This is a genomic window from Neptunicella marina (assembly GCF_014270035.1).
GTDB classification, from domain to species: domain Bacteria; phylum Pseudomonadota; class Gammaproteobacteria; order Enterobacterales; family Alteromonadaceae; genus Neptunicella; species Neptunicella marina.
The window spans coordinates 13,643-39,385 of the sequence record NZ_JACNEP010000002.1 but is presented as its reverse complement, the minus strand read 5'-3'; the positions used below and the strand labels follow the sequence as shown (position 1 = coordinate 39,385).

At 44.6% G+C, this 25,743-nt stretch carries 18 protein-coding genes; 8 read left to right on the top strand and 10 right to left on the bottom strand.

Translation table 11 applies throughout. The features are described from left to right. Positions 1–31: 31 nt before the first annotated feature. Entirely contained in the window at positions 32–532 is a 501-nt protein-coding gene (locus H8B19_RS02545) for a sugar O-acetyltransferase (protein ID WP_186505218.1), read from the bottom strand. 219 nt (positions 533–751) lie between these two features. On the opposite strand from H8B19_RS02545, the gene H8B19_RS02540 reads away from it, so the two are divergent. After that, positions 752–2,779, top strand: a complete 2,028-nt coding sequence (locus tag H8B19_RS02540) for a glycoside hydrolase family 97 protein (protein ID WP_186505217.1) — start codon at positions 752–754, stop codon at positions 2,777–2,779. 132 nt (positions 2,780–2,911) lie between these two features. Beyond that, the gene (locus H8B19_RS02535) at positions 2,912–4,240 is read left to right on the top strand and encodes an IS4 family transposase (protein WP_186505216.1); all 1,329 of its coding nucleotides are present in this window, start codon (positions 2,912–2,914) and stop codon (positions 4,238–4,240) included. A 46-nt stretch (positions 4,241–4,286) separates the two neighbouring features. Here the strand turns inward: H8B19_RS02535 and H8B19_RS02530 are convergent, their stop codons facing one another. The 8 genes from H8B19_RS02530 to cysZ all read right to left on the bottom strand — a co-directional run bounded on the left by H8B19_RS02530 (position 4,287) and on the right by cysZ (position 12,419). After that, positions 4,287–5,213, bottom strand: a complete 927-nt coding sequence (locus tag H8B19_RS02530) for a sugar phosphate isomerase/epimerase family protein (protein WP_186505215.1) — start codon at positions 5,211–5,213, stop codon at positions 4,287–4,289. 12 nt (positions 5,214–5,225) lie between these two features. After that, a complete protein-coding gene (locus H8B19_RS02525) occupies positions 5,226–5,993 on the bottom strand; it encodes an AraC family transcriptional regulator (protein ID WP_186505214.1) in 768 nt (255 codons plus the stop codon). A gap of 18 nt (positions 5,994–6,011) precedes the next feature. Then, entirely contained in the window at positions 6,012–7,235 is a 1,224-nt protein-coding gene (locus H8B19_RS02520) for an MFS transporter (protein WP_186505213.1), read from the bottom strand. 29 nt (positions 7,236–7,264) lie between these two features. Further along, positions 7,265–8,308, bottom strand: coding sequence for a sugar phosphate isomerase/epimerase family protein (locus tag H8B19_RS02515; RefSeq protein WP_186505212.1), 1,044 nt, complete (start codon positions 8,306–8,308; stop codon positions 7,265–7,267). Further along, on the bottom strand, positions 8,308–9,483 hold the full coding sequence (locus H8B19_RS02510) for a Gfo/Idh/MocA family protein (RefSeq protein ID WP_186505211.1): 1,176 nt from the start codon (positions 9,481–9,483) through the stop codon (positions 8,308–8,310). Before H8B19_RS02510 ends, H8B19_RS02515 begins: the two co-directional genes overlap by 1 nt. Positions 9,484–9,814: 331 nt before the next feature. Beyond that, positions 9,815–10,369, bottom strand: coding sequence for a DUF7010 family protein (locus H8B19_RS02505; protein WP_186505210.1), 555 nt, complete (start codon positions 10,367–10,369; stop codon positions 9,815–9,817). 455 nt (positions 10,370–10,824) lie between these two features. Next, positions 10,825–11,688, bottom strand: a complete 864-nt coding sequence (locus H8B19_RS02500) for a pirin family protein (protein WP_186505209.1) — start codon at positions 11,686–11,688, stop codon at positions 10,825–10,827. A 23-nt stretch (positions 11,689–11,711) separates the two neighbouring features. Beyond that, the gene (cysZ, locus tag H8B19_RS02495; protein ID WP_186505586.1) at positions 11,712–12,419 is read right to left on the bottom strand and encodes a sulfate transporter CysZ; all 708 of its coding nucleotides are present in this window, start codon (positions 12,417–12,419) and stop codon (positions 11,712–11,714) included. Positions 12,420–12,626: 207 nt separating this feature from the next. Here cysZ and smc point away from each other — a divergent pair, with 207 nt between their 5' ends. The 4 genes from smc to H8B19_RS02475 all read left to right on the top strand — a co-directional run bounded on the left by smc (position 12,627) and on the right by H8B19_RS02475 (position 19,853). Further along, positions 12,627–16,085, top strand: coding sequence for a chromosome segregation protein SMC (gene smc / locus H8B19_RS02490; RefSeq protein ID WP_186505208.1), 3,459 nt, complete (start codon positions 12,627–12,629; stop codon positions 16,083–16,085). Positions 16,086–16,097: 12 nt separating this feature from the next. Further along, the gene (zipA, locus tag H8B19_RS02485; RefSeq protein ID WP_186505207.1) at positions 16,098–17,255 is read left to right on the top strand and encodes a cell division protein ZipA; all 1,158 of its coding nucleotides are present in this window, start codon (positions 16,098–16,100) and stop codon (positions 17,253–17,255) included. Positions 17,256–17,327: 72 nt separating this feature from the next. After that, positions 17,328–19,358 carry an NAD-dependent DNA ligase LigA gene (ligA, locus tag H8B19_RS02480; RefSeq protein WP_422121141.1) on the top strand — a complete coding sequence of 677 codons (2,031 nt, stop codon included), beginning with the start codon at positions 17,328–17,330 and terminating at the stop codon, positions 19,356–19,358. Positions 19,359–19,364: 6 nt separating this feature from the next. Continuing rightward, positions 19,365–19,853 carry a DUF2919 family protein gene (locus tag H8B19_RS02475; protein ID WP_186505206.1) on the top strand — a complete coding sequence of 163 codons (489 nt, stop codon included), beginning with the start codon at positions 19,365–19,367 and terminating at the stop codon, positions 19,851–19,853. A 2-nt stretch (positions 19,854–19,855) separates the two neighbouring features. Here H8B19_RS02475 and H8B19_RS02470 read toward each other — a convergent pair whose 3' ends face one another. Next, entirely contained in the window at positions 19,856–20,269 is a 414-nt protein-coding gene (locus H8B19_RS02470; RefSeq protein WP_186505205.1) for a hypothetical protein, read from the bottom strand. Positions 20,270–20,606: 337 nt separating this feature from the next. Between H8B19_RS02470 and H8B19_RS02465 the strand changes: the two genes are divergently transcribed. Together H8B19_RS02465 and H8B19_RS02460 are read left to right on the top strand one after the other, a co-directional pair. Continuing rightward, a complete protein-coding gene (locus tag H8B19_RS02465; RefSeq protein WP_186505204.1) occupies positions 20,607–25,094 on the top strand; it encodes an ExeM/NucH family extracellular endonuclease in 4,488 nt (1,495 codons plus the stop codon). Between the two features lie 59 nt (positions 25,095–25,153). Then, entirely contained in the window at positions 25,154–25,732 is a 579-nt protein-coding gene (locus H8B19_RS02460; RefSeq protein ID WP_186505203.1) for a PEP-CTERM sorting domain-containing protein, read from the top strand. Positions 25,733–25,743: the final 11 nt, after the last annotated feature.

The following is a 25,743-nucleotide window of genomic DNA, read 5'->3' as shown; positions in this document are numbered from 1 at the left end:
CCTCAGTTTGCCGGCCTTAGCGCCGGCTTTTTTATAAATGGCGAACAGGCTTCGCCGGATTGCCAGCCACTAAGGTATTGGCTTCAACGTTTTTACATACCACGCTGCCAGCGGCAATAACCGCATTGTCACCTATGCTTACGCCGGGACAAATAACCGCAGCACCACCAATCCAGACATTATTGCCAATGCTTACAGGCAATAAGTGTTGCTCACCGCTTAAGCGACGCACGGCATCCAGCGGATGATTGTTAGTATAAATTTGTACATTGGGTCCAATCAGTACGTTATCACCGATTGTCACGCCGCCGGCATCCAGAATCGTCAGACCGGTATTGGTAAAAAAGTTTTCACCCAGTTGCAGGTATTCACCGTACTCAATCCAGATGGGCGGCTCAATTAAGGTTTTATCACCCTTGTTCGCTAATTGTGCCAATAGCTGATTAAGGTGATTTTTGTTTGGATCCTGATTAAAGCGCAAACAGGCTTTTTGCATGCGCTTTTTTTGCTGTGGATTCGGATGAAGACTCATCTTGAAGGTTCTGAGTAACTAATAAAATCAAGACTTTACGTTAGCCCGACTCCTGCTTGCAAATATCCGCAGCATAAAACCCTAAAATAATAAGTAATAAAAATGCGTTAAACCCTTTGAAAATCTTATCTGAAACGTTTAAGTTAATATTGTGTAATAGACAAGTTACAATTGTCTACAATTTGAGCTGACATACATCAATATACCCCGGAGGTTAGGATGGCAGGATTGAAAACGTGGTGTTTACCCCTGTTATTGGTTGCTGGTACTGCCAGTGCAACCGAAGTAGCAGTAAGTTCACCTGATGGAAAATTAACCTTTACTTTGTCGGATGATAAAGACCAGACCGAATATTGGCTGGATTACCAAGGACAGCGCATTATTTTGCCATCGCCTTTGGGTCTTGAGTTTAAACAACAAGGACAATTTGGTGATGGCTTTAAAATTACCGATAGTCAGCGTACTAGCGTACAAGAGAGCTGGCAGCAGCCGTGGGGTGAGCGTAAAACCATTGAAGACAAACACAACGAATTGAATGTGGTATTGGCCGATAAAAAGCGTGGTCATTTTAATATTCGCATTCGCATGTTTGATGATGGCCTGGGCTTTCGCTACGAGTTCCCGAAACAAAAAGGTTTCGATAAAGTTGAAGTGATAGACGAAGACACCGAATTCCGTATGCCTGATAGCCACAATGCCACGGCTTGGTGGATCCCGGCTCGTCATCACAATCGTTACGAATACGTGTATAACACCACACCATTACACAAAGCGGAAAAACTGCATACGCCTTTCACCTTTAAATTATCGTCTGGTGTGCACATGAGTATTCATGAAGCGGCGCTGATTGATTGGGCGGCCATGACCCTTGAGCCCGAGCATGACGGTGAATTTAAAGCAGAATTAACCCCCTGGTCTGATGGCGTGTTGGTTAAAACTCAGGTGCCATTTAAATCATCCTGGCGCACAGTGCAGGTTTCACCTGATGCTAAAGGGTTACTTAACTCTGATTTGATTTTAAACCTTAACGAACCCAATAAACTTGGCGATGTTTCCTGGATCAAGCCGGGTAAATACGTCGGTATTTGGTGGGGCATGCACCTCAATGAAAACACCTGGGGCAGTGGCCCTAAACATGGTGCCACTACCTCTGAAACTAAACGTTACATGGATTTTGCTGCCGAAAATGGCTTTGACGGTGTATTAGTTGAAGGCTGGAATGAAGGCTGGGATGGTGACTGGTACAGCAATGGTGATGTGTTCAGTTTTACTCAACCTTATCCTGATTTTGATTTAGCCGGTGTCACCGAGTACGGGCTTAAAAAAGGCGTGCGTTTAATTGGTCACCATGAAACCTCTGGCGGCGTGACGAATTACAAAAATCAAATGGGCGATGCCTTTGATTTATATAAAAAACATGGCGTGACCATGGTCAAAACCGGTTACGTGGCAGATGATGGTGACATAAAACGTGTGGATGAAAATGGCTTAGTACGTCATGAGTGGCATGATGGTCAGTTTATGGTGGGGGAATATTTACGTTCTGTTACTGAAGCGGCCAAACGTCATATTAGTATTAATACCCATGAACCAGTGAAAGATACAGGCTTACGTCGTACTTATCCAAACTGGATCTCACGTGAAGGTGCGCGTGGTCAGGAATTTAACGCCTGGGGTTCACCGCCCAATCCCCCCGAGCACACTGCTATTTTGCCCTTTACCCGCATGTTATCCGGCCCAATGGATTTTACCCCGGGTATTTTTGATATGAGCTTTAATGGTTTGGATGGTATGAATCGTCCACGTACTACCTTAGCCAAGCAGTTAGCCTTGTATGTGGTGATTTATAGCCCAATTCAGATGGCGGCGGATCTGCCACGTAATTATAAAAAACACCCGGATGCGTTCCAGTTTATTAAAGATGTGCCAACTGACTGGGAGCAAAGTAAAGCCATTGCTGGTGAAGTGGGTGATTATGTTGTATTCGCTCGTCAGCAGCGTGATGCTGACGACTGGTATTTGGGGGCTCTAACCGATGAAAAAGCACGTAACGTGACTGTTGCTTTGGATTTCTTAGCGCCAGGTAAAACCTATGAAGCGCAAATTTACCGTGATGGTAAAGATGCCGACTGGCTGACTAATCCGTACGACTATGTGATTGAAAAGAAAAAGGTCACAGCGACAGATAAACTGGATTTGCATTTAGCTACCAGTGGCGGAACCGCCATTCGTTTTAAAGCACTGTAGGTTTTGCTGGTTTAGATACTTAAAAAGGGGCCACTGGCTAATGCCGATCAGTTAAGAAATAATTTAGCGATCGGTTGACCGATCTTTTATAGATGTAAAAATCCGATGAGCAATTTGCCATCGGATTTTTTTATGGATTTTAAAACAGCTTTAGACACCGCGTTTAATGCCAGCACTCAGTTTCACTCATTTGAAAAGCTCTCAACCTTCTTAGACCCATCAATTATAGATGAGGCTTTTTTTGAAGCGGGTGTAGCAACTGTCAGAAAGCGCCGATTACCTCTTGAGTCGGTGATGTGGTGTGTCATGGGAATGAGCCTTTTCCGACAAGAGTCGGTGTGGAACATTGCTGCTAAAATGGATATAGCACTTCCTGGTAAAGCACCGTTAGTAGCGCCAAGTGCGATGGTTCAAGCGCGACAGCGCCTAGGAACCGAGGCCGTCGAACAGTCTTTTAAAAAGATGGCTAAACATTGGTATCAGCAAAATAAATTCGAAACATGGAACGGCCTGAATTTACTTGGTGTAGATGGCGTCGTTTGGCGAACGGTAGATACCGTTGAAAACCGGGAAAAATACGGGTCAGGTAGCACACAATACGGTGATACAGCGTTCCCTCAGATCCGCATGGTCTGCCAGATGGAGCTGACAAGTCATCAGCTTATAAGTAGTGCGTTCGATAAGTATAAGTCCAATGAAATGGTGCTAGCAGAGCAGCTAATTGAAGACACGCCCAATCATTCACTGACCATGTTTGACCGCGGTTTTTACTCATTAGGCTTACTCCATCAATGGCAAAAAGCGGGAGAAGAAAGGCACTGGATGATACCCGCCAGAAATGGGCTCCAGTTTGATGTACTAGAAAGCTATAGCCGAGTAGATAAACGGGTAAGACTGACAACTACACCTCAAGCGAGAAAGAAGTTCCCCAGGCTTCCCAATGAGATTGAAGCGCGACTAATTACGAAGAAAGTTAAAGGAAAAGAATGTCGAATTCTTACATCGCTTACCGATGCAATGCGTTATCCCAGTGACGAGATTGTGGACTTATACAGTCACCGTTGGGAGATTGAATTAGGGTATCGTGAAATGAAGCAGACGTTACTAAACAGTGAATACACGCTTCGAAGTAAACGACCTGATATGGTTGAGCAAGAGTTATGGGGATTACTGCTTGCCTATAATCTGATACGAGTGGCAATGACTGAAGCCGCATCACGCAAAGGTATCTGGCCAAACCAACTAAGCTTTAGCGGATGCTCAAGCGCAGTGGTTGCATTCCTTCTTACAACAGGGCTTACGAGCCCTGGCAAGCTGCCGGTATTGTATGAAAATCTCATTAATCAACTGACTTACTACGTGCTCCCGACAAGGCGAGAGGACAGGTCATATCCTAGATGTGTTAAACCTAAGCCTGGCAAGTACCCAGCTAAAAAGAAAAATGCCAGTCAGCTTAACTGACTGGCATTAGGCCACTGGCCCCTTTTTTGATAAATCCGTTTTATTACTAAGCTTTTTCAACTAACGCGCGGTTAACGCGTTCTAACAATGCAATAGTCTGATGTATACCTTCAATTTCGGGCCAGTCATCACCTTCGTACTCTATGCCTACATAGTCGTGGTATCCGGCATCGGTTACGATTTTCATCATTTTGAAGTAATCAATGTCTGGTTCGTTGCCATGCACGTCGATTCGATTTGTTTTGGCACTCACCGCTTTGGCATAAGGCATTAGTTCCTTAACGCCCTGATATTTATCGTATTGTTCACCCGTTTGATAGTTGAGCACAAAGTTACCAAAATCGGGCAGGGTACCCACACGTGGATTATCAGCCAGCTTCATCACCCCTGATAACCACTTACCGTTAGAGGACAATCCTCCGTGGTTTTCCACAATTACGTTTAGCTTTAACTTATCGCAGTATTCTGCCAGTTGATTCAGGCCATCTGCTGCGGCTTTTTGTTGCTCATCGTAGCTGCCACTGCTTTGTGCATTAACGCGGATGGAATGACAGCCTAACTCAGCTGCTGCATCTGCCCAGCGATAATGGTTTTTAACCGCCTGCAGACGTTTATTTTTGTCCTGATCGCCTAATGCCCCTTCGCCATCACACATGATCAGACGACTTTCGATACCTTCGTCTTTAGCTTGCTGTTTTAAGCCAGCAACTAATTTGTCAGACAGGTTATCGAAATAAAACTGGTTAACATATTCAATGGCATCCAGATTAAATAATTTACGCGTAATACTGGCGAAATTACGCGCGTCCATTTTCCCGCTTTTAAAAGCACGATGCAGTGACCACTGAGCTAATGAAATTTTAAAGGCACGATTTGGGGAGGCAAAAGCCAGTTGCGGAAATAAACTGGCACCGATACCAGCGGCCAGCGACATTTTTAAAAACTGACGGCGACTATTGTTATTAGATTGCATAAATGGTCCTTTTTACTGAGTAATAAGCACGGTTTGCTTGTTATTTTCGCGGGCTTTTAGCTGGTATTTACGTGGCGTCATGCCCATAGTGACACGAAATTCGCGGGTAAAATAGCTCTGATCACAAAAGCCACAAGCCATGGTGACGTGCTGAATGCTATAGCCTGCAGATAAAAACTCGCAGGCTTTATGAATGCGCAGTCGCTTAAGATACTGATTGGGTGTCATGGCAAACTGGCGTTTAAAGCGACGTTCAAAGGTACTTAATGACATGCAGGACAACTTGGCAAGTTCATCAATACTGATGCTATTCATATAGTTATGCTGCAAAAAGTCGATACAATGGCGAAAAACATTGTAGGGTTCAAAATTGCTCTGTGAGCGGTTGGCATCACGGCTAAAACCTTCAACGCCGATCACTTCGCCCTTTTTGTTTTTAAGCGCTGTTTTACTGGTTAAAAACCAGTGCACATCTCCTTTGCCATCCTGAACCAGTTCCAGTTTGTTATTGATCACCAAACCTTCATTCATCACTTTGAGGTCATCCATATGGATTTGTTCTGCAATATCAAAGCGAAAAAAGTCATAGTCGGTTTTGCCAATAACATCTGAAGGGTCATCCAAATCGTAATGTTCGTGCAACAATCGATTCGCATAAACAAAGTGACCCTGTCTGTCCTTGGCAAAATAGAAAGCGTCATCAATTAAATCAAACAAGGCACTGGGACGCTCCAGATCATGTATTTGATAAAATTCGAAAACGTTATTCAGCATCTCCATGCGGGTCTCCACGGCGCACTACTGTGCGCCAGTTTGATGAGATACACGGAAATGGGCAAAACGCTGTCTGAATATATATAAAACAGTAAACAGCACCACTAATGTCAGTGGGAACAGCAGCATATTACTTAAGGTTGACTGGCCGGCTGCAAGTTCCGCTGCACTGCCAGTTAGTCCACTGTTAATTGCTTCTGCGCGATGTTGGTCAATCCAGCTGCCAATAACCGGATTCCAGATGCCGGTGGCAAACATGCCTGCTCCGCCAATTAACGACATACCCAAAGCACCGGTTTTAGGCTGATATTCGCCGATAAAACCAATCATGGTTGGCCAGAAATACATTACACCACAGGCAAATACGATAGTGGCCAGATAAACCATCGGACCTGTAGCAATGCTTAGCAGGTAAATGCCCACTGACGCAACAATTGCCGACACTAACAATACACCGCTTGGATTGAGTGCGTGAACAACCGGTCCGGCAAACTGACGACCGACAGCCATCAAGCCGGTGCCCAGTGCCAGAATGATCATGGGTGACGCACCACTTTCAGCCAGAATTCGTCCAACCCATTGTTGAGTGCCTAACTCGGTGGTCGCAGTCAGCGTCATGCAAACAATCATAAATAAATATAAAGGTGATAACAGGCTGGTGATATTTACGCGGGTTGACGATTCAATATGGCGTGTAGGGGGGAAGCTTTCGCTAAATACCAGATAACCATAAATCACGGTAGGAATTAACATTACCGCAATTTGTAATTGCCAGCTCAAGCCCGCCATTGTCATAAATTCAGAGACTAAGGCTCCAATAACGATCCCGCCTGGGAACCATACATGGAAGCGATTCAGCATAGTGGTTTTGCGATCCGGGTACATATCGGCAATTAAAGGATTGCATGCTGCCTCTACCGCGCCATTGGCAAAACCAATCAGGAAAGTGGAAATAAGTAATCCCCAGAAACCTTGTGCATAAATGGTCAGTAATAATCCGGCCAGATGGCAAATAAACGCCATTGTTAAAATACGTTTGGCACCAATCAGGTTGTACAGTAATCCCAGTACCATCATGGCAACCGGAAAACCAAGAAAAGCCATGCTGTTAATCAGGCCAAGCTCAGTATCGTTGAGGGTAAACTGCTGACTAAGCTGGGTTAAAATGCCGGCCCGGATGGCAAATGTCATTGCGGTGACAATTAAAGCCAGGCAACTGGCGCGGAAAAGTTTAGCGGTATTGTCCATGGGAAATCCCCGTTATGGTTATTATAAAATTAAAGACCCAGAATACGTTTATTTAACTGCTCGTTTGTATCCACCGCAGCAAAGTCATCAAAGGCTTTCTCAGCCTTTCGAATCATATGTTGCTGGATAAAAGGTGCACCTTCACGGGCACCATCTTCAGGATGTTTGAGGCAGCATTCCCATTCCAGTACCGCCCATCCATCGAAGTTGTATTTTGCTAAGCGACTAAAAATGCCGCCGAAATCGATCTGACCATCGCCTAATGACCGGAATCGCCCAGGTCTGTCTATCCAGCTTTGGTAGCCTCCATAAACACCACAACGCGGATCGGGTTTAAATTCTGCGTCTTTTACATGGAAGGCTTTGATACGGTCGTGATAAATATCGATAAAACCCAGATAATCCAATTGTTGTAACACCATATGGCTTGGATCAAACAGAATATTGGCACGTGGGTGATTATCCAGCTCTGCCAGAAAACGGTCGAAGGTGACACCATCGTGCAAATCTTCGCCCGGGTGCAATTCGTAACAGGCATTAACGTCGCAGCGATCAAATTCGTCTAAGATCGGTTTCCAGCGCGCAGCAAGTTCTTTAAACCCTGCATCAACCAGGCCCGGTGGACGCTGTGGCCACGGATAAAAGGTATGCCACAACAAGGCGCCAGAGAAAGTCGCATGATTTTTTAAGCCGAGATTCTGACTGGCCTTAGCCGCAAAATACAGTTGTTCTACTGCCCAGTCGGTGCGGGCCTGCGGGTTGTTTCTCAGTTCTTCAGGGGCAAATGCGTCAAACATTAAATCGTAAGCTGGATGTACCGCAACGAGCTGGCCTTGCAAGTGAGTAGACAGTTCAGTGATTTCCAGACCATAAGAGGCGACTTTTTGTTTATATTCGTCACAATAAGCCTGACTGCTGGAAGCTTGTTTTAAATCAAATACACGTTTGTCCCAGGTAGGGATTTGAACACCTTTGTAACCCAGTGATGCCGCCCATTGAAGAATGCCGTCCAGTGTGTTAAATGGTTCACTATCACCTAAAAACTGTGCCAGAAAGATCGCTGGTCCTTTCATTATTTATTACTCCCTGGGTCGAATGTGTCGAGTGCTAACCACTGGTTACCTGACTGACTGCTTTTTACGCTCGATTCTATAAATTGCATTCCTGCCAGCGCTTCTGTGATGCCTGGCACACCATTGGCGTTTGAATGTTTAACTGAATGTGTTCGCGCTCGTTTTACCGCATCGGCAAAAGCACTGTACAAATTGGCGAAGGCTTCTATATAACCTTCCGGGTGTCCCGCTGGTGTGCGAGTAAAACGTTTTGCTTCATCGCTTAAATAATCAAAGCCTGTACGAATTTCCTGTGCCGGTTGGTCGCCTGGCATAATCCGTAATGAGTTAGGTTGCTGCTGTTGCCAATGTAGACCGGCCTTGCTGCCGTATACACGAATACTGAGATTGTTTTCTTCACCGACACTAATTTGGCTGGCAATTAATACGCCTCGTGCATTATTTTTAAAGCGGACTAATATAGCGGCGTCGTCATCGAGTTGTCGGTTATCTTCAACCGAGGCTAAATCTGCTAAAATGCGGGTGATTGGCATATCGCAAATAAATTCTGCCAAATTAGCGGCATGTACACCGATATCACCCACACAGCAACTTACACCAGCCATGTTTGGATCAAGTCGCCAGCTACCTTGTTTGCTATCCTGATTATTCAGTTTGGCCGCCAGCCAGTCCTGTGAGTATTCCACCACGACTTTTTTAATGTCACCCAGCTCACCTGCGATCACACGTTGACGCGCTTCCTGAACCAGAGGATAACCAATGTAGGTATGGGCCAGACCAAATAATACTGGCGATTGTTCAAGTTGTTGTTGCAGTTGTCTTGACTGCGCCAGTGTGAAAGTGGCAGGTTTTTCACAAAATACATGAATACCGGCTTGTATGGCGGCACTGGCAAATTCAAAATGGCTTATATTCGGCGTGACAATTGCTATGACTTCCACTCTTTGTGCTTCTGGGAGGGCCGATTCTTTCTCTATGAGTTCATGAATAGATGAATAAGCCCGGCTGGAATTATCCAGCAGTTGCTCACCGGCTTCATGGTTTTTTTGTTGGTCACGGCTAAAAACCCCGCACACCAACTGGTATTGATTATCCATAAAGGCCGCATATCGGTGGACCTGACCAATAAAAGCCTCTGGTCCGCCGCCAATTAATCCTAAGCGTACTTTATCCATCTCTGCTCCTGGCAATAGGTTGGACATAAATGTAATTATTTTGTTAATGAGACTACGCCTTTAAGCCTAATATAGGTTATAAAATGTTTAGCAAAAAATATAATAAAATCGGCTTAGTTTTGTGGCTGGTGATGGCTGGTTTCTTTTAAATTTAATTTAAGGTTATGAAAAATAACAAAAAAAACTAAATCATTTGTTTTTTGATATTGGTGCAAATATTGTAGTGGCTGATTTGTCAAATGTCAGAGACAGCGGCGGGAAAATATTATTCACTTCTTAAAATATTATATAAATTTGTACCGTTTGCATGGGACTTGGTTATTTTCAGGCATTAGGCAAAGTATTCTAAATATCGCCATCTGTGTTCCAGCACCATGGCGGTAAATACGTATAACGCAAAAATAAGCATAGGAATAAGTGTAAAACGATATTCGGGAAAGAAATACCAGGCCAGAGGTAAAAGTAACATGCGGGTTGCAACATGAACCACACCCACCCAATGTTCAATAATCCATGAGTAGGGTAACCAAATCAGGCTGGCGAGCACTCCCACTGTGAGAGGAAGGGTGCTGATGTCCTGCATGTAAAGTGGAATAATTAGCGCGTAGGCACAAAGTGAACCGGTAAAACAATATACCAGTAACTGTTCAAATGGATTGGTAGGGGAATGCAGTGTGATGAAACGTTCGCCGGTGAAATGGGCAATGGCAGAAGCGAAATACACCAGAGTACAGGTTCCGGTTACCATTATTAGAGAAGTGACAACGTCAGTGGCAAATACACTGGACAGTGCTACCACTAGCCATACAATAGCACCTGCCGTAGGTAGTGCCATAAAACGGCGTTTTTTTAAATCACGACGATACTCATCCAGTGTTAACTCCATTGCAAACTCCCTGTATGCGGTATGACTTATCGATAAACAATTCCCTGTTAATTCAAACACTAGCTTATAATTTATCCGCTTGTAAATAAAACTTGCTAAAAACTAGAGCGTGTTGATCTTTGCGGTATGAATTTTGTTCTAACTAAACACTTTTTAATCGCGACGCTTATTTGCAGGCCTAATGGATTAAGTCAAAAATAAGCAACAAAGAGTGAAAAGTGTTTAGGACGAACCCTTCGGGCAACGTTTGTGCGGCATTTCTACTGCTTCAGCACGCATTTATGTAGAACAACTACACCACATTCGTGCTTCATGGTTTAAATACCGCGCAACTCGTTGCAAAAATATACAGCAAAGATCAACACGCTCTAGCCTAACTCAGAATTTAATATAATTTAGTCTGTTACCTGCCATGTCCACAGGTATGCCCTGGGCACTAAAATAGTAGCCAGCTTTTATTCTGGTAATGGGATAAATTCGTCATTGTCATCTTCAATAATAGGGAAGCCCCCATTTTTCCACTTGTTTCTGGCTTGCTCAATTCGTTGGGGATTACTTGAGACAAAGTTCCAGTCAAGGTAGCGTTTTCCAAGATTATCGCCACCTATCACTATTACTGTGCAATGTGTTTCTGCCTGTATGGCTATTTGTTGTTCTTCGCTAACATACATTTGGTGTTGGGCAAGGGGTTGTTGATTTATTAATACGTCGCCGTTGATCAGATAAATTCCTGTTTGTTGATTCGATGGCAAGGTCAGGCTTTTACCCTGTGGGATATCCAGTTGCATAAACAGCGTTGGGGAGAATGTTTTGACTGGTGATTGCTGGCTGTAGGCGTGGCCCATTAACAGTCTAACGTCAGTTCCTTCATGGTTAAATTGTGGAATAGAAGCGGCATCGATATGGTGAAATTGCGGTTCCATTTGCTCGTCTTCTTCAGGTAATGCCATCCAAAGTTGTAGTCCATGTAATGAATGTTGCTGGTTTTTCACTTCGTCACGCTCACGTTCAGAGTGAACAATGCCCTTGCCAGCCACCATTAAATTTATCGCGCCTGGTGTAATGGGTTGGTAAGAGCCCAGTGAATCGCGATGCAGAATTTCACCTTCAAATAAATAGGTTACGGTCGCGAGGTTAATGTGAGGATGAGGGCGCACATTAACACCATTGCCTGCGTTAAAAGTGACTGGACCCATATGATCAAAAAACACCCAGGGACCAATGGCTTTGCAACCCACAGCCGGAATGGTTCGCCTTACCGTCATTTCACCTAAATCTTTTTCTTTGGCGTCCAGTAATTTACTGTGGTTGGGTTGCATGTTTGTTTCCTTAACGTTTTTGGTTACTTAAAATGTGCTTTATATCGGTCAACCCACATGGCGGTGGCACCGCATATTGCCACGGGCATGACAATAAAATTAACGATTGGGATCATGCCAAATAAACAGGTTACAGCACCAAAACCAAAAGCACTCGATTTGTCACGGCCAATAACATCCCGCATTTGATTAAAACCTACTTTGTGATTATCAAAGGCATAATCGCAATACTGTATTGCCATCATCCAGCTACAAAACAAAAACCAGATAATTTGCCCAACGACCGGTAAAAGCCAGAATAAAATCAGAAAACCAACCGCCCTTGGCAGGTAATAAACCAGTTTACGCCATTCGCGGGCCAGTGTTCTGGGGATATCTTTAATAATGGCAGTTAGGCCGTCACTCCCCATTACCTGACCGGACAAATGGCGTTCTACTTTCTCAGCCAGTAAACCATTAAACGGGGCTGCCAGCCAATTGGCCAATGTAGTAAAAATGAAACTAAATAAGACTAATACCGCAATTAATAATACGGGCCAGGCGATATAGGACAACCAGCTAAGCCAATCGGGGATACTGGCAGTCATCCAGTCCATCAAACGTTTGATTTCACCAAACAAATAGTAAAATGCACTGATAAATAAAATCAGATTAACCAGCAGGGGAACCAGTACAAAACGTTTTAAACCTTTTACCTGAATAAGCTCAAATCCCTGAAAAAAATAACTGATACCACTGCGCGGGATATTGGGTTGTCGAGTCGGTTGCATAGTAACCTTATGATCTTATAAGAAATTAAGCTAAGTATAATGAGTGCGCGTTTCGCCTCAACTGACCAATTGTTACAAATAACGACTTCTGATACATTTCATCAATTAACCCATTATTTGTCACAAACATGTGGCATAGCTTTTTTAAAGCCTTAAAAATAATAATAGATGCGCCTGAAAAAAATCCGGTTGGCTGGTTTTAAATCCTTTGTCGACCCCACCAACATTCCGTTCCCGGATGACATGACTGCCATCGTCGGCCCTAATGGCTGCGGCAAGTCGAATGTTATCGATGCGGTGCGTTGGGTATTAGGTGAGTCCTCTGCAAAGAATCTGCGTGGCGATGCCATGACAGACGTTATTTTTAACGGCTCGACAGCGCGTAAACCTGTTTCGCAATCTAGTGTGGAACTGGTTTTTGAGAACGCAGGTGATCGCATAGAGGGTGAATATGCCCAATACAATGAGTTATCGATAAAACGTGTTGTCACCCGCGAAGCCATTTCAACCTATTATTTAAATGGCAATAAATGCCGTCGCCGTGATGTAACTGATCTGTTTTTAGGCACCGGGTTGGGTCCGCGTAGTTATGCCATTATCGAGCAGGGCATGATTTCCCGCTTAATCGAATCCAAGCCACAGGATTTACGTATTTTTATCGAAGAAGCGGCCGGTATTTCTAAATATAAAGAACGTCGCCGCGATACCGAAAATCGTATTCGTCACACCAAAGATAATTTAGAACGCCTCACCGATGTGCGGGATGAGCTGGGTCAGCAAATCGATAAACTGCAACGCCAGGCCGCAGCTGCCAGGCGGTATAAAGAACTTAAAGCACAAGAGCGCACACTGAAAGGTCAACTGGCCGCCATACGTTGGGTTAAATACAGTGATTTGTGTGAAGGGCTTGAAACACGCATTGAAGAGCTGGAAAACCAGTTGCAGGCTTTTGTGGCCAAGCAGCGTGGTAGTGAAAAAGGCATGCTGGAATATCAGCAGCAACAAGCTGATTTCAAACAACAGCAGGATGATATCCAGCAGCAGTTATTTAAGTTAAGTAACGAAATTACCCGGCTTGAGCAAAATCAGCTGCATCAAAAAATGCGCCGCCAACAAATTAGCCAGGAAATCGATAAGTTAGCCTTTGATATTGGTGAACAACAGGCCCATCAGCAAGCCGATGAAGCGCAGCTTGAAGAGCTGGAAATGCAGGCTGAATCGCTCGAGCCGCAAACGGAAATGCTGGAAATGCAGCTGGAGCAACTGGAAACTGAACTGGAAAGCAAACAGCAGCAGTTTGATGATAAACAAGCTAACTGGCGTCAGTCTCAGCAACAGCAACAGCAGTGTGAGCAACGCAAACAACTACTGGAAACTCAGCTTAGTTCACTCAACGCCATGCAGCAGCGTACCTCGCAGCGTCTTATGGAATTGCAACAAGAGCAGCAATTACTGCAACAGGTTGATAGTGATGAACATTTCATTGAACTGGAAGAGGCGGTTGAGCAGGCAGAAGCCAAATACAATGAGATGCAACATGCCAGTGAAGCATTACAAGCGCAGCATCAGCAATTAGGCGAACAACAGCGCGAATTAAATAATCAGTTAAATGAGCAAAAATCGCAGTTGGCTGAACTTAACGCAGAACTGCGATCACTTAAAACCTTGCAGGCTGCATCGCAGGATAACAGTTTTAATCAGTGGCTGGAGCAACAGCAACTTGCATCCAGGCCTTTATGGGAAATATTGCAGGTAGAACCACAATGGCAAAGCGCACTGGAAACAGCCTTGCAACATGTTATTGCCAGCCCGGTAGTAGCTGAGTATTTGCGATTACCCACTAACCCCGGTAGCCAGTTACTGTTTGAACACAGCATGACAACCGATAAACCAGCCAATACGCTGGCATCCAAGGTCACCAGTGACAAACTGCCAAACTTGTTAACTCAAATTCTGCTTGCTCCAGATATTGAGCAGGCAGAACAGCAAGTGTTGCAGCCCGGACAATCAGTGATCACCCAGAATGGTTATTGGCGAGGTCAGGACTGGGCATTATTTGGTAGTAAAAATAATCAAAGTGGCGTGTTAGAGCGTGCTGCAAAAATTGAAGAACTCGAAAATACCTTGCCAAAATTGCATGGCGATATCGAGCAGCTCAATGAGCAGTTAGCGCAAAACGAGCAGCTGCAACAACAAAATCAAAGCCAGCGTCAGCAACAGCAAAATGCGCAGCAACAGGCATACAGCCAGTTAACTGAAAAACGTTCCGAATTGCAGGTTGCACGTCAGCAACAGCAACAAAGTCAGCAAAGGCTGGATAAGTTACATCAGGATATTGAGCTTACCAACGAGCAGCTTGAACAGGAACAATTGCAGCAGGAAGACATGTCTGAACAGTTGCAGGAAATTGCGATGCAAGCCGAAGAGCTGGCTATGCAATTACCTGAACTTGAGCAACAAAAAGAGTTGGCAGAAAACAACCTGACACTGGCCAAACAACAAGCTGAACAAATCAAACAGCAACAACATCAACATGCGCTCAACTGGCAAACCGTGAACAGCCAATTGCAATCTCGTCGTGAAGGAATGCAACGCGCGCAAAAACTGGTAATGCAGTTAAGTGAACGTCACCAGCAATTGCAAAGTGAACAGCAGGAACTGCATTTGCCAATGGAAGAACAGGCAGAGCAAATGCAAATCTGGCTGGAACAGCGTGCCGGGCTTGAAAGCCAGCGTATTGAAGTCGCGCAGCAATTATCGGAAGTGGAAGCGGTTCTGGCCGATAGTCAAAAAGGTCAGCAGGCAATTAATGAGCAAATTAGCCAGTTGCGTTCGCAGCAAGAAAGCTTACGCGTGGAAAGTGAAGGTCATCGTGTTCGTGCTAACGCAGTGTTAGAACAACTACCTGAAATTGATATGGGACTAAAACAGCTGCTGGAAGATTTACCGGCCGAAGCCGAAGAAGGTCAGTGGCAAAAAGATTTAGATAAAGTTCAGCAGTCGGTGAGCCGTTTGGGTGCTGTAAACTTAGCCGCGGTGGAAGAATTTGAGATTCAATCAGAGCGCAAACGCCATCTTGATACCCAGCATGAAGATTTAACCAGTGCCATGGAAACACTGGAAGACGCCATTCGTAAAATAGATCGCGAAACTCGCAGCCGCTTTAAGCACACCTTCACGCAGGTAAATGAAGACTTGCAAATGCTGTTTCCCAAAGTGTTTGGCGGTGGTGCCGCATCACTTGAATTAACCGAAGATGACTTGCTGGAAACCGGTGTGACCATTATGGCGCAACCACCGGGCAAGAAAAATAGCACAATTCATCTTCTTTCTGGTGGAGAAAAAGCGCTGACCGCTTTATCATTGGTCTTTGCGATTTTCCGGTTAAATCCGGCGCCTTTTTGTATGTTGGACGAAGTTGATGCACCTTTGGATGATGCAAACGTAATGCGATTCTGTAAACTGGTGTCGGAAATGTCGAAAAGCGTACAGTTTATTTATATTACTCATAACAAAATAGCGATGGAGATGGCAACCCACCTAACAGGTGTCACAATGGCAGAGCCGGGCGTATCACGCATGGTGGCCGTTGATGTAGAAGAAGCTGTCGCTCTTGCTGAAGCATAAAAAGATAAATTAATGGATTTGCAGCTCGCGTTAATTATTTTAGGGGGATTTGCCATTGCCGGGATACTGGTGCATGGCTTATGGACCATCCGTAAAAATTCGAATAAATCGGCTGATTGGGGCTCGGTTAAAAAAGCCAGTGATAACCCCGAACAACTGGACGATGAAAACACCCCCAGCCGTGCCAATCAGGGATACGACAGTGATGGCATTGGTCAGGTGCGTGTGGTGCCGAAAGAGTTGGTTGAGCCTGATGTTGAAGAGCCGGCTGATGAGATGCCGATATCAGAGCAATCTCAATCTGTCCGGGAAAATCCTGAGCCACAAGTAAATCCCGAACGTTTTAGTCAGATCGACGCATCTGAACAGCAAATTAATGTAAAACCTATTGTAGATACTTCAAAAGAGCCATTTCAGAGTGTCGATAAGGGGGAATATCCGGAACCGCCAGCGTCTTTGCTAAAACCTTCATCCGATATGTCAGAGCCTGCACAAAAAGTCGAACCTGTGATCCAGCAAAGTCAGTTTTTGGATGACACAACAGATACACAAGGGCGTCGCGAACCCAGTTTTGGCGAGGTTGATGAACAACCTAAAGTGGCTAAAGCAGAAAAGCCGCTTAAACGCGGGCGCCGTAAAGATCCCAAATTAGCTGAAGATCAGCTGCGTATTGATTTTGAAGACGAGGAAAGCCCACAAACCGAAGGTGAGGCCAATCAGCCCGCACCTGCAGAAGAACAGGAAGTATTGATTCTGAATGTGAAAGTAGCTGAAGGGCAAAAAATTCCGGGTTCTGCACTGTTGCCACTGTTACTTACACTTGGTTTTAAGTTTGGTGATCAGGATATCTTCCATCGCCATGTTAACAGTAACGGTAAAGGCCCTATTTTATTTAGTATGGCCAATATGTTCCGTCCCGGCGTATTTGATATCGACAATATGGAAAACTTCACCACCCAGGGCGTATCGTTATTTATGGTATTGCCGATTGAAGGTGATCCGCGTCAGGTATTTAATATGATGCATAATGCAGCACGTAAAATATCAGACGAATTTGGTGGGCAAATTCTTGATGGCCGTCGTTCAGTCCTGACCAAGCAAGGTTTGCAACAATACATGGAAAAGATCCGTGAATCTGAACGCCGCCGCATGTTGCGCAAATCGTCATAATCCATCTTTGTTAAGTCCATTACATCTCGCCCTGCACTGCAGGGCGTATTGCTTTTATTCAGGTAAATCTCAATGACTATGTCAGCCAGTCAACGCGCCGAACAGCTGCGAAATGAAATTAATCAACATAATTACGCGTATTACGTGGATGACAATCCAACTATTCCTGATGCCGAATACGACAGGTTAATCAATGAGTTAAAGTCGATTGAGCAGGCTCATCCTGATTTACTGACAGCCGATTCTCCAACGCAAAAAGTGGGTGGTAAAGCGTTAGATGCATTTGATGAGGTCACTCATGAAGTGCCCATGTTGTCGCTGGATAACGCGTTCGATGAGCAGGAGTTTCATGCTTTTGTAAAACGCATCAATGACAGATTAGGCAATACCCAAAAACTTGATTTTAGCTGTGAGCCGAAGCTGGATGGTCTGGCTGTGTCGATTCTGTATGAAAACGGCAAATTGGTCAGAGCGGCAACGCGTGGTGATGGTTATAGCGGTGAGAACATTACGCAAAACGTTAAAACCATTAAAAATGTGCCTCTGACCCTACGTGGTGAAAATTTCCCAACGCGTCTGGAAGTACGTGGCGAAGTCTTTATGCCATTGGCTGGCTTTGAAAAAATGAATAAAAGCCAGGCCGAGCAGGGTAAAAAAGTTTTTGTTAACCCGCGTAACGCGGCAGCTGGCAGTTTACGTCAGCTTGATTCGCGCATTACAGCCTCGCGTCCACTTATGTTTTATGCTTATTCGTTAGGGTTAGTGGAGGGCGATAATATTGAATTGGCACCGAGTCATTCTGGTCGGTTACAGCAGTTAAAAGACTGGGGATTACCACTGAGTAAAGCGGTTGGCGTTGCGCATGGTGGCAAAGAATGTATCGATTATTATCAGCACATTCTGGACACCCGCTCTGAACTGGAATATGAAATCGATGGGGTGGTGTTTAAAGTCGATGATATTCGCCTGCAAGAACGTTTAGGTTTTGTGGCACGCGCACCCCGTTGGGCGATTGCGCATAAATTCCCGGCGCAGGAAGAACTTACCCGCCTGTTGGACGTTGAATTTCAGGTAGGTAGAACTGGCGCCATTACACCTGTAGCGCGTTTAGAGCCGGTGTTTGTTGGTGGAGTGACGGTTTCAAATGCCACTTTACATAATCAGGATGAAATTGAACGCTTAGGCATCAAAATAGGTGATACAGTGACCATTCGCCGTGCAGGGGATGTGATCCCGCAGGTAGTGGCGGTGGTGGCCGAGCGTCGCCCAGTTGATGCAAAAGATATTGTGTTTCCAGGCGAATGCCCGGTTTGTGGCTCTGCGGTAGAAAAAATTGAAACCGAAGCCGTGGCACGCTGCAGCGGTGGTCTTTTTTGTGGCGCGCAGCGTAAAGAAGCAATGAAACACTTTGCCTCACGCAAAGCCATGGACGTTGACGGCTTAGGTGACAAGTTAATCGAACAACTGGTTGATGCCGGTAAAGTACAAACTCCAGCTGATTTTTTCTCACTTGAACTGGCGGCGCTGGCGTCTATGGAACGCATGGGTGAAAAATCTGCGGTTAATTTAATTAACGCGTTGGAAAAAGCCAAAACTACGACCTTGCCGCGTTTTATTTATTCACTGGGCATTCGTGAAGTGGGTGAGGCGACGGCGGCTAATTTGGCGAACCACTTTTTGACTCTGGAAGCCATTCAGCAGGCGTCATTGGAGCAGTTACAGGAAGTAGCGGATGTAGGTGAAGTGGTCGCAAAACATGTATTAGCGTTTTTTGCCGAGCAACATAATCTGGACGTGATTAACGGACTGATAGATGCAGGCGTTAATTGGCCTGCCCTTGAAAAACGCGATGCAGAGTCATTACCTCTCGACGGCCAGACCTGGGTGATTACCGGCACGTTTAGCGTGATGGGACGTAGCGAAGCGAAAGCGAAATTACAGGAGCTGGGAGCTAAAGTCGCAGGCAGTGTATCGGCGAAAACCCATGCTTTAGCGGCTGGCGAAAAAGCGGGTTCCAAGCTGAGTAAAGCTCAGGAGTTAGGTGTTCAGGTTCTTGATGAGCAACAGTTACTGGCATTATTTGCTGAACATAATCTCGCCTAAGCGCTTGTGAAACTGCTTTTTCCGCTCGAGTGTTATGATGAGCAAGGGCGGCTAATACCGCCCAAAGCTTTGATTATATGTCATTTGTTTTTATTACGTGCTTTCCTGGTGTTGGTTATTGCGCTGGCAACTCGCCAAAGTGGTAACGATATTTTAAAACTACTGTATCCACTTAAAAGTGACTTCTACCTGGGACTAATGTTAGGTATCCCGCCATTGCTGAGTTTGGTCATTATTAGCTATCGCCAAAAGCTGTGGAAAAACAACCTATACTGGCCCTTCAATTGTTGTAAGCCTCTTCTTATTATAAGTTTGATAGCTGATCTGTTTATACATCTTCAACAGGCACTAGGTGTGCAGTGGGCATTTAGTTGGCTATTGGCGTTGGTTTTGGTGGGAGATTTACTGTGGGTATTGTATCTGCTTAACAGCCGTTATTTGAAAGGGCTTTTTGCGGACTGGCGACTTCCCAATCCGCAAAGCCAATCTGAATGAGATTATTGAGTATTATTAGATACAGCCGCTTCAAAATAGTTTTTAACGCTAACATTGCTGTCATTGACTAAGCGCTGATAACAGATTCCTGCAAACGCATAGGAGTGCCCGGCGTATTCCAGTACGATATAAGGTGCATCCGGGTTGGAATTATCATAATGCCACTGGCCACCCAAAGTTTGGCGGAAAATTTCCCCTACATAAGCGCCATAAATATTACATAGCGTAAAAACGGCTTGATCTTCCAACACCTGATCCCGGTACTTTGCTACCCAGCTCAAAATAATATCATCAACTAAGCCCACACTTTCCACGCTGTTATCCAGCTCAATATTGAATTCTTCCCGGGTGGTTTCTATGGCGTTTTGTGCACTATCGCTCATTAAGTGCTGCACGTCTTCTTGTGTCATCTCCATGTGGGATACCTGTCTTTTTGTTGTATTTCTTGGTCAGTTGCTATTTATGGTGCAGCTTGCGTGTCACCTTTGTCAATCAGATTACTGAATCGAGTGGCAATTGTTTTATTTGTTCACATTTTTCATACCTGAAAATTGGTCACTAATTTTACTGTTTTCCATCTGTTTTTTGATAGTATTCAGTGCAAAATAAAAACAGCCGATTAATAGTTTAAATAGTGAGCTGACTTGTCATCCTAGAGTCATATTTCGCTTTTATTCTGTAACTCGGAAGAAACGACAATAAGAAGCCATAAAAAATGGCGTACCCCAATAAAATTACACGTTAGGAGAGAAGATGAAACTCAAGTATCCGTTGCTACTTGGGCTTATTTGTGCGCCTGTGTCACAGGCTGCAGATATGCTTATCAGTGGCGTATTCGATGGCCCGCTTTCGGGCGGTAAACCCAAAGTTATTGAAGTTTACGTTAAAAATAATATCACCGATTTGAGTCAGTGTGGCGTTAGCAACTCAAACAATGGTGCTGTTTCCAATGGAAGTCCTAAACTGGTGTTTGATGCTGTACCAGCGGCTGCCGGTCAGTATATCCACATTGTTTATGGTGCTGATGAATTCCAGGCTTATTTTGATCAAGCGGCAGATTACAGCAGTAGTGTTGCCAATATAAATGGTGATGATGCGATCGAACTTTACTGTAACAATCAGGTTGTTGATGTTTATGGTCAGGTTGGTGTTGATGGCTCAGGTAAAGATTGGGAATATCTTGATGGTTGGGCTTATCGTAAAGCGAACACCGATGCCTCTGGTGCGTTATTTACTTTAAGTGACTGGACTTTCAGCGGCATCAATGTCAATGATGGTGAAAGCAAAAACAGTAGTGCAACCACCCCTTTTCCTTTAAATAGTTTTGCAACAGATGCAACGGGTGGAGACACTGGCGGTGATACCGGTGGTGAGACAGGCGGAAGCGATAATTCGGATACTGTCCCGGCGTCAGTGTGTGTTAATTGTGATGAGCTGACTAAAATAAAAGACAGTAGCCAGTTTGATGACGCCAGCTACTACGCTAATGTGTACAGCGAAATTAATGCAGAACACTCTAAGGCTGAAATCAAATTAGCCCTCAGTGATGCGATAAAACATGAAAAAGTACTGACATATAATGAAGTTTGGTCAGCACTGACTTATACCGATGAAGATCCTAACAACTCAGATAATCTCATTCTGATTTATAAAGGTGTATCAGCCGCCAAGATGTCGAATGCGACAGGTAGCAATGCATCTGACGATGAAAATCGTTGGAATCGTGAACACGTTTGGGCTAAAAGTCATGGTTTTAGTTCACAAGCCAATGAAGCTTACACCGATATCCATCACTTACGTCCGTCAGATGTTTCAATCAACGGTGAGCGCAGTAACCTGGATTTTGATAAAAGTGCCAATCCAGTAACCGAAGCGCCTGAAAATTTCAAAGATACTAATTCCTTCGAGCCACGTGATGCGGTGAAAGGTGACGTTGCGCGTATGCTGATGTACATGGATGTGCGTTATGAAGGGTTTGATGTAACACCTGATTTGAATCTGGTTGAATACTCTACCAAAGGCAGCACGGCGCCAGAATTAGGCCGTCTATGTCGTTTGATTGAATGGAACAATGCCGATCCGGTAGACAGTTTCGAGCAAACGCGTAATAACCGTATTTATGAATTACAAGGGAACCGTAACCCCTTTATTGATCACCCGGAGTGGGTAAGTAAATTATTTACTGCAACGGATTGTCCGGACATCGATGACAGCACTGGCGGTGATACAGGTGGCGATACGGGCGGAGACACCGGGGGTAATACAGGTGGAGATACTGGTCAAACACCAGACTCCGGCACAGGTTCTCGTGTTTTCATCAACGAATTGCATTACGACAACAGCAGTACAGATGCCGGTGAAGCAGTTGAAGTCGCAGGTCCCGCAGGAACTGATTTAGCTGAATACTCTATTGTTTTCTACAACGGTAATGGTGGGGCGTCTTATAAAACGGTTGCCTTATCTGGTGTTCTGACTGACCAATTAAATGGATTCGGTACCGCGAGTTTTGATGTGGCAGGTATCCAAAATGGTAGTCCTGACGGACTGGCATTGGTAAAAGGTGACACAGTCATTAGCTTTATTAGCTATGAAGGTGAGATGGTTGCTGTTGGCGGCCCTGCCGATGGCATGACTAGCACCGATATCGGTGTCTCAGAGCCGGGAAGCACCCCTGTGGGTTATTCACTTCAGTTAGTTGGTACAGGCGCGTTGTCGAGTGATTTCACGTGGGCTGAAGCAAAAAACAGCACATTTGGCAGCATTAATAGCGATCAGACCTTTGTTGCAGCAAAACCCTTTATTAATGAAATTCATTATGACAATGACAGTACTGATGTAGATGAGGCAATTGAAATTGCTGGTGTTGCAGGTACCGATTTGGCGGGCATGTCGTTGGTACTATACAACGGTAGCAACAATTCTACTTATAATACATTAGCGCTTTCGGGAGTTATTCCTGATGAAGGTAATGGATTTGGTGCAGTTGCATTTATTTATCCTGGTAACGGTTTACAAAATGGCAGTAAAGATGGCGTAGCGCTGGTTGATATCGACGGTTCCGTTATTGAATTCCTCAGCTATGAAGGGGTGTTAACTGCTGCAAACGGACCTGCGCAAGGTATGACGTCTACAGATATTGGTGTATCAGAAAGTGGCGCTACTCAAATAGGCCAGTCAATGCAGTTAACCGGCAACGGATACAAATCTGCAGATTTCTCGTGGGTTGCAAACGCAGCAAAAAGTTATGGGTTGATTAATGCTGAGCAAACCTTTGGTTCGGGCAGCTCTGAGCCTACCGACCCAACCGATCCTCCTGTTGCCGAGTTAGGTGCGTGTTTTGACCCTGCCACTTTAATCAGTGCCGTTCAAGGTGACGGTTTTGAATCGCCATTAGTAAATCAAACTGTGGTTATCGAAGGGGTAGTTACCGCAAGCTTCCCACAAAGCAAAGGTTATTATGTACAGGAAGAAGCATCAGATGAAGATGGCAATCCGTTAACATCAGAAGGTGTATTGGTCTATTCCAATGCAGCTAGTTTGCCGGTTGCTGGATCAATTGTTCGTGTTAAAGGTGAAGTTGTAGAATATTACGAAAAAACCGAAATCAATGAAGATGCTGTTATCACTGATTGTGGTACTGGCACCATTGCAGCAACGCAGATTAGTTTACCCTTTGCTTCTGAGCAAGCTCGTGAAGCGCTTGAAGGTATGTACGTTACTACCATTCAGGATTTAATGGTAACCGATAGCTACGATCTGGGTACATATGGTGATTTGACGCTATCGAATGGCCGTATTTTCACACCAACCAATCTTTATTTGCCCGGCTCTGCTGAAGCGATTGCCCTGGCGGCAACCAACCAACTCAATAAAGTCACACTTGATGACAATATGAGTGGTCGTAACCCGGCGGATATCATTTGGCCAACAGGTGGATTATCTGCAAGCAATACCGTTCGTACTGGCGATTCAGTTGCTTCTGTGAATGGTATTTTTGATTACGCATTCAGTAAGTTCCGTATTTACCCAACCTCTGATGTGACTTTCTTAAATACCAATCCACGCACACCTGAGCCGGAAATTATGCCAGGTAATGTAAAGGTAGCGAGCCTAAACGTGCTGAACCTGTTTAATGGTGATGGACAAGGCGGCGGTTTCCCTACGTCACGCGGTGCGGATACTAACGTTGAATTTGAACGTCAGATTACAAAAACCGTTGCTGCAATTTCAGCCATTAATGCAGATATTGTTGGCTTAATGGAAATTGAGAACGATGCAGATCAAGGTCAATTCAGCACCATCGCACAATTAACAGAACGCCTGAATGCCGAGTTAGGTGCAGGCACTTACGCCTATATTGATGCAGGTAAATTTGGTAGCGATGTTATTGCAACCGCAATGCTGTATAAACCTGCTGTGGTGACGCCAGTCGGTGCGGTCAAAATATTGGACGAGTCAAACTCGATTCAGGATGCTAATGGTCCATTGTTTGAAGTTGAATATCGTAACCGTCCGTCTCTTAACCAACAATTTAGCCTGAATGAAAATGGTGAAAAACTGGTGGTTAGCGTTAACCATTTGAAATCTAAAGGCAGCGGTTGTGGTGCAGGCGATGACTCAACGAATGGTCAGGGTAGCTGTAACTTAACTCGTACACGAGCGGCACAAGCTTTAACTACCTTTATTGCGCAGGAATTCCCTGATACCGCAGCTTTGATCATCGGTGATTTGAACTCTAATGCAAAAGAGGACCCAATTCGCCAAATCGAGCAGGCCGGATACACCAATCTGATGCATCACTTCAACGGCAATGAAGCCTATTCATATACCTATGGTGGTGAGTTTGGTTACTTAGATCACGGTTTAGCTAACAGTAAATTGTTGCCTCAAGTGGTTGATGCGGTTGAATGGCACATTAATGCCGATGAGCCAACGAAGCTTGATTACAACATGGAAGATAAAACCGAAGCGCAAATTAACGACTTCTATGCCGCCGATGCTTACCGTATTTCAGACCATGATCCGGTAGTTATTTCACTGAATCTGAAAAGCTCTGAAAAATCAGCAGATGTTAACGGTGATGGCAATGTTGATATGAATGACTACATGGCAATTGCCATGATCCTTGGTGCAACTGAAGGTTCTGCGAGTTTCAATCCAGCGGCTGATTTTGATGGCGATGGTTTGATTTCTTTTGCAGATATCAGCCTTTGGTATCAAAAGTTTTTATCGGGTAATTAATTGAAACGCGCTGCCCATGGTGGCAGCGCAATGACAAAATTTTGTGAGAGAAAATAACAATGTTAAAGCTTAAAAATTTATTTGCAGCAGCGATTCTGGCTGCAACCAGTTTAGTAACAACCGTCGCTAATGCTGATGTGATATTAGCCTTTCAACCTACGACTTCTACAGATGTAAACGTAGGCGAATCTATCACCGTTAATCTTGTCGCCTCTACTGAGTTCGATGGCGATGCATTTTTAGGTTGGGGTTTAGACCTTAATTTTGATAGTGCATTAGTAAGTTTAGAAAGCATGTTAATCGCACCGAATTTTATTCCTCCTTTTGTATCTGACGACGGTCTGGGTGGTTTGTTAGCTGGTTTTCCAAGTGTACCTCCTGTATTGGGCTCTAATATTTTACTGGCGACCTTAACTTTTAAGGCGTTAGGGGCTGGTTTAGTTGATTTATTAACCAGTGCTACATTGGGTGATGCCAATGAAGGTTTTAGTGGTTTTCAATCAATTTCATTTAGCAACGCCTCAATCGGTCTTAATATTAAAGATGCAACAAACGGTCAGGTACCTGAGCCTTCTTTACTTGCACTATTTGTGATTGCGGCAATGGGGTTGGTTCGTTTGCGCCGTCGTAAAGCTTAAACCTTATTTAT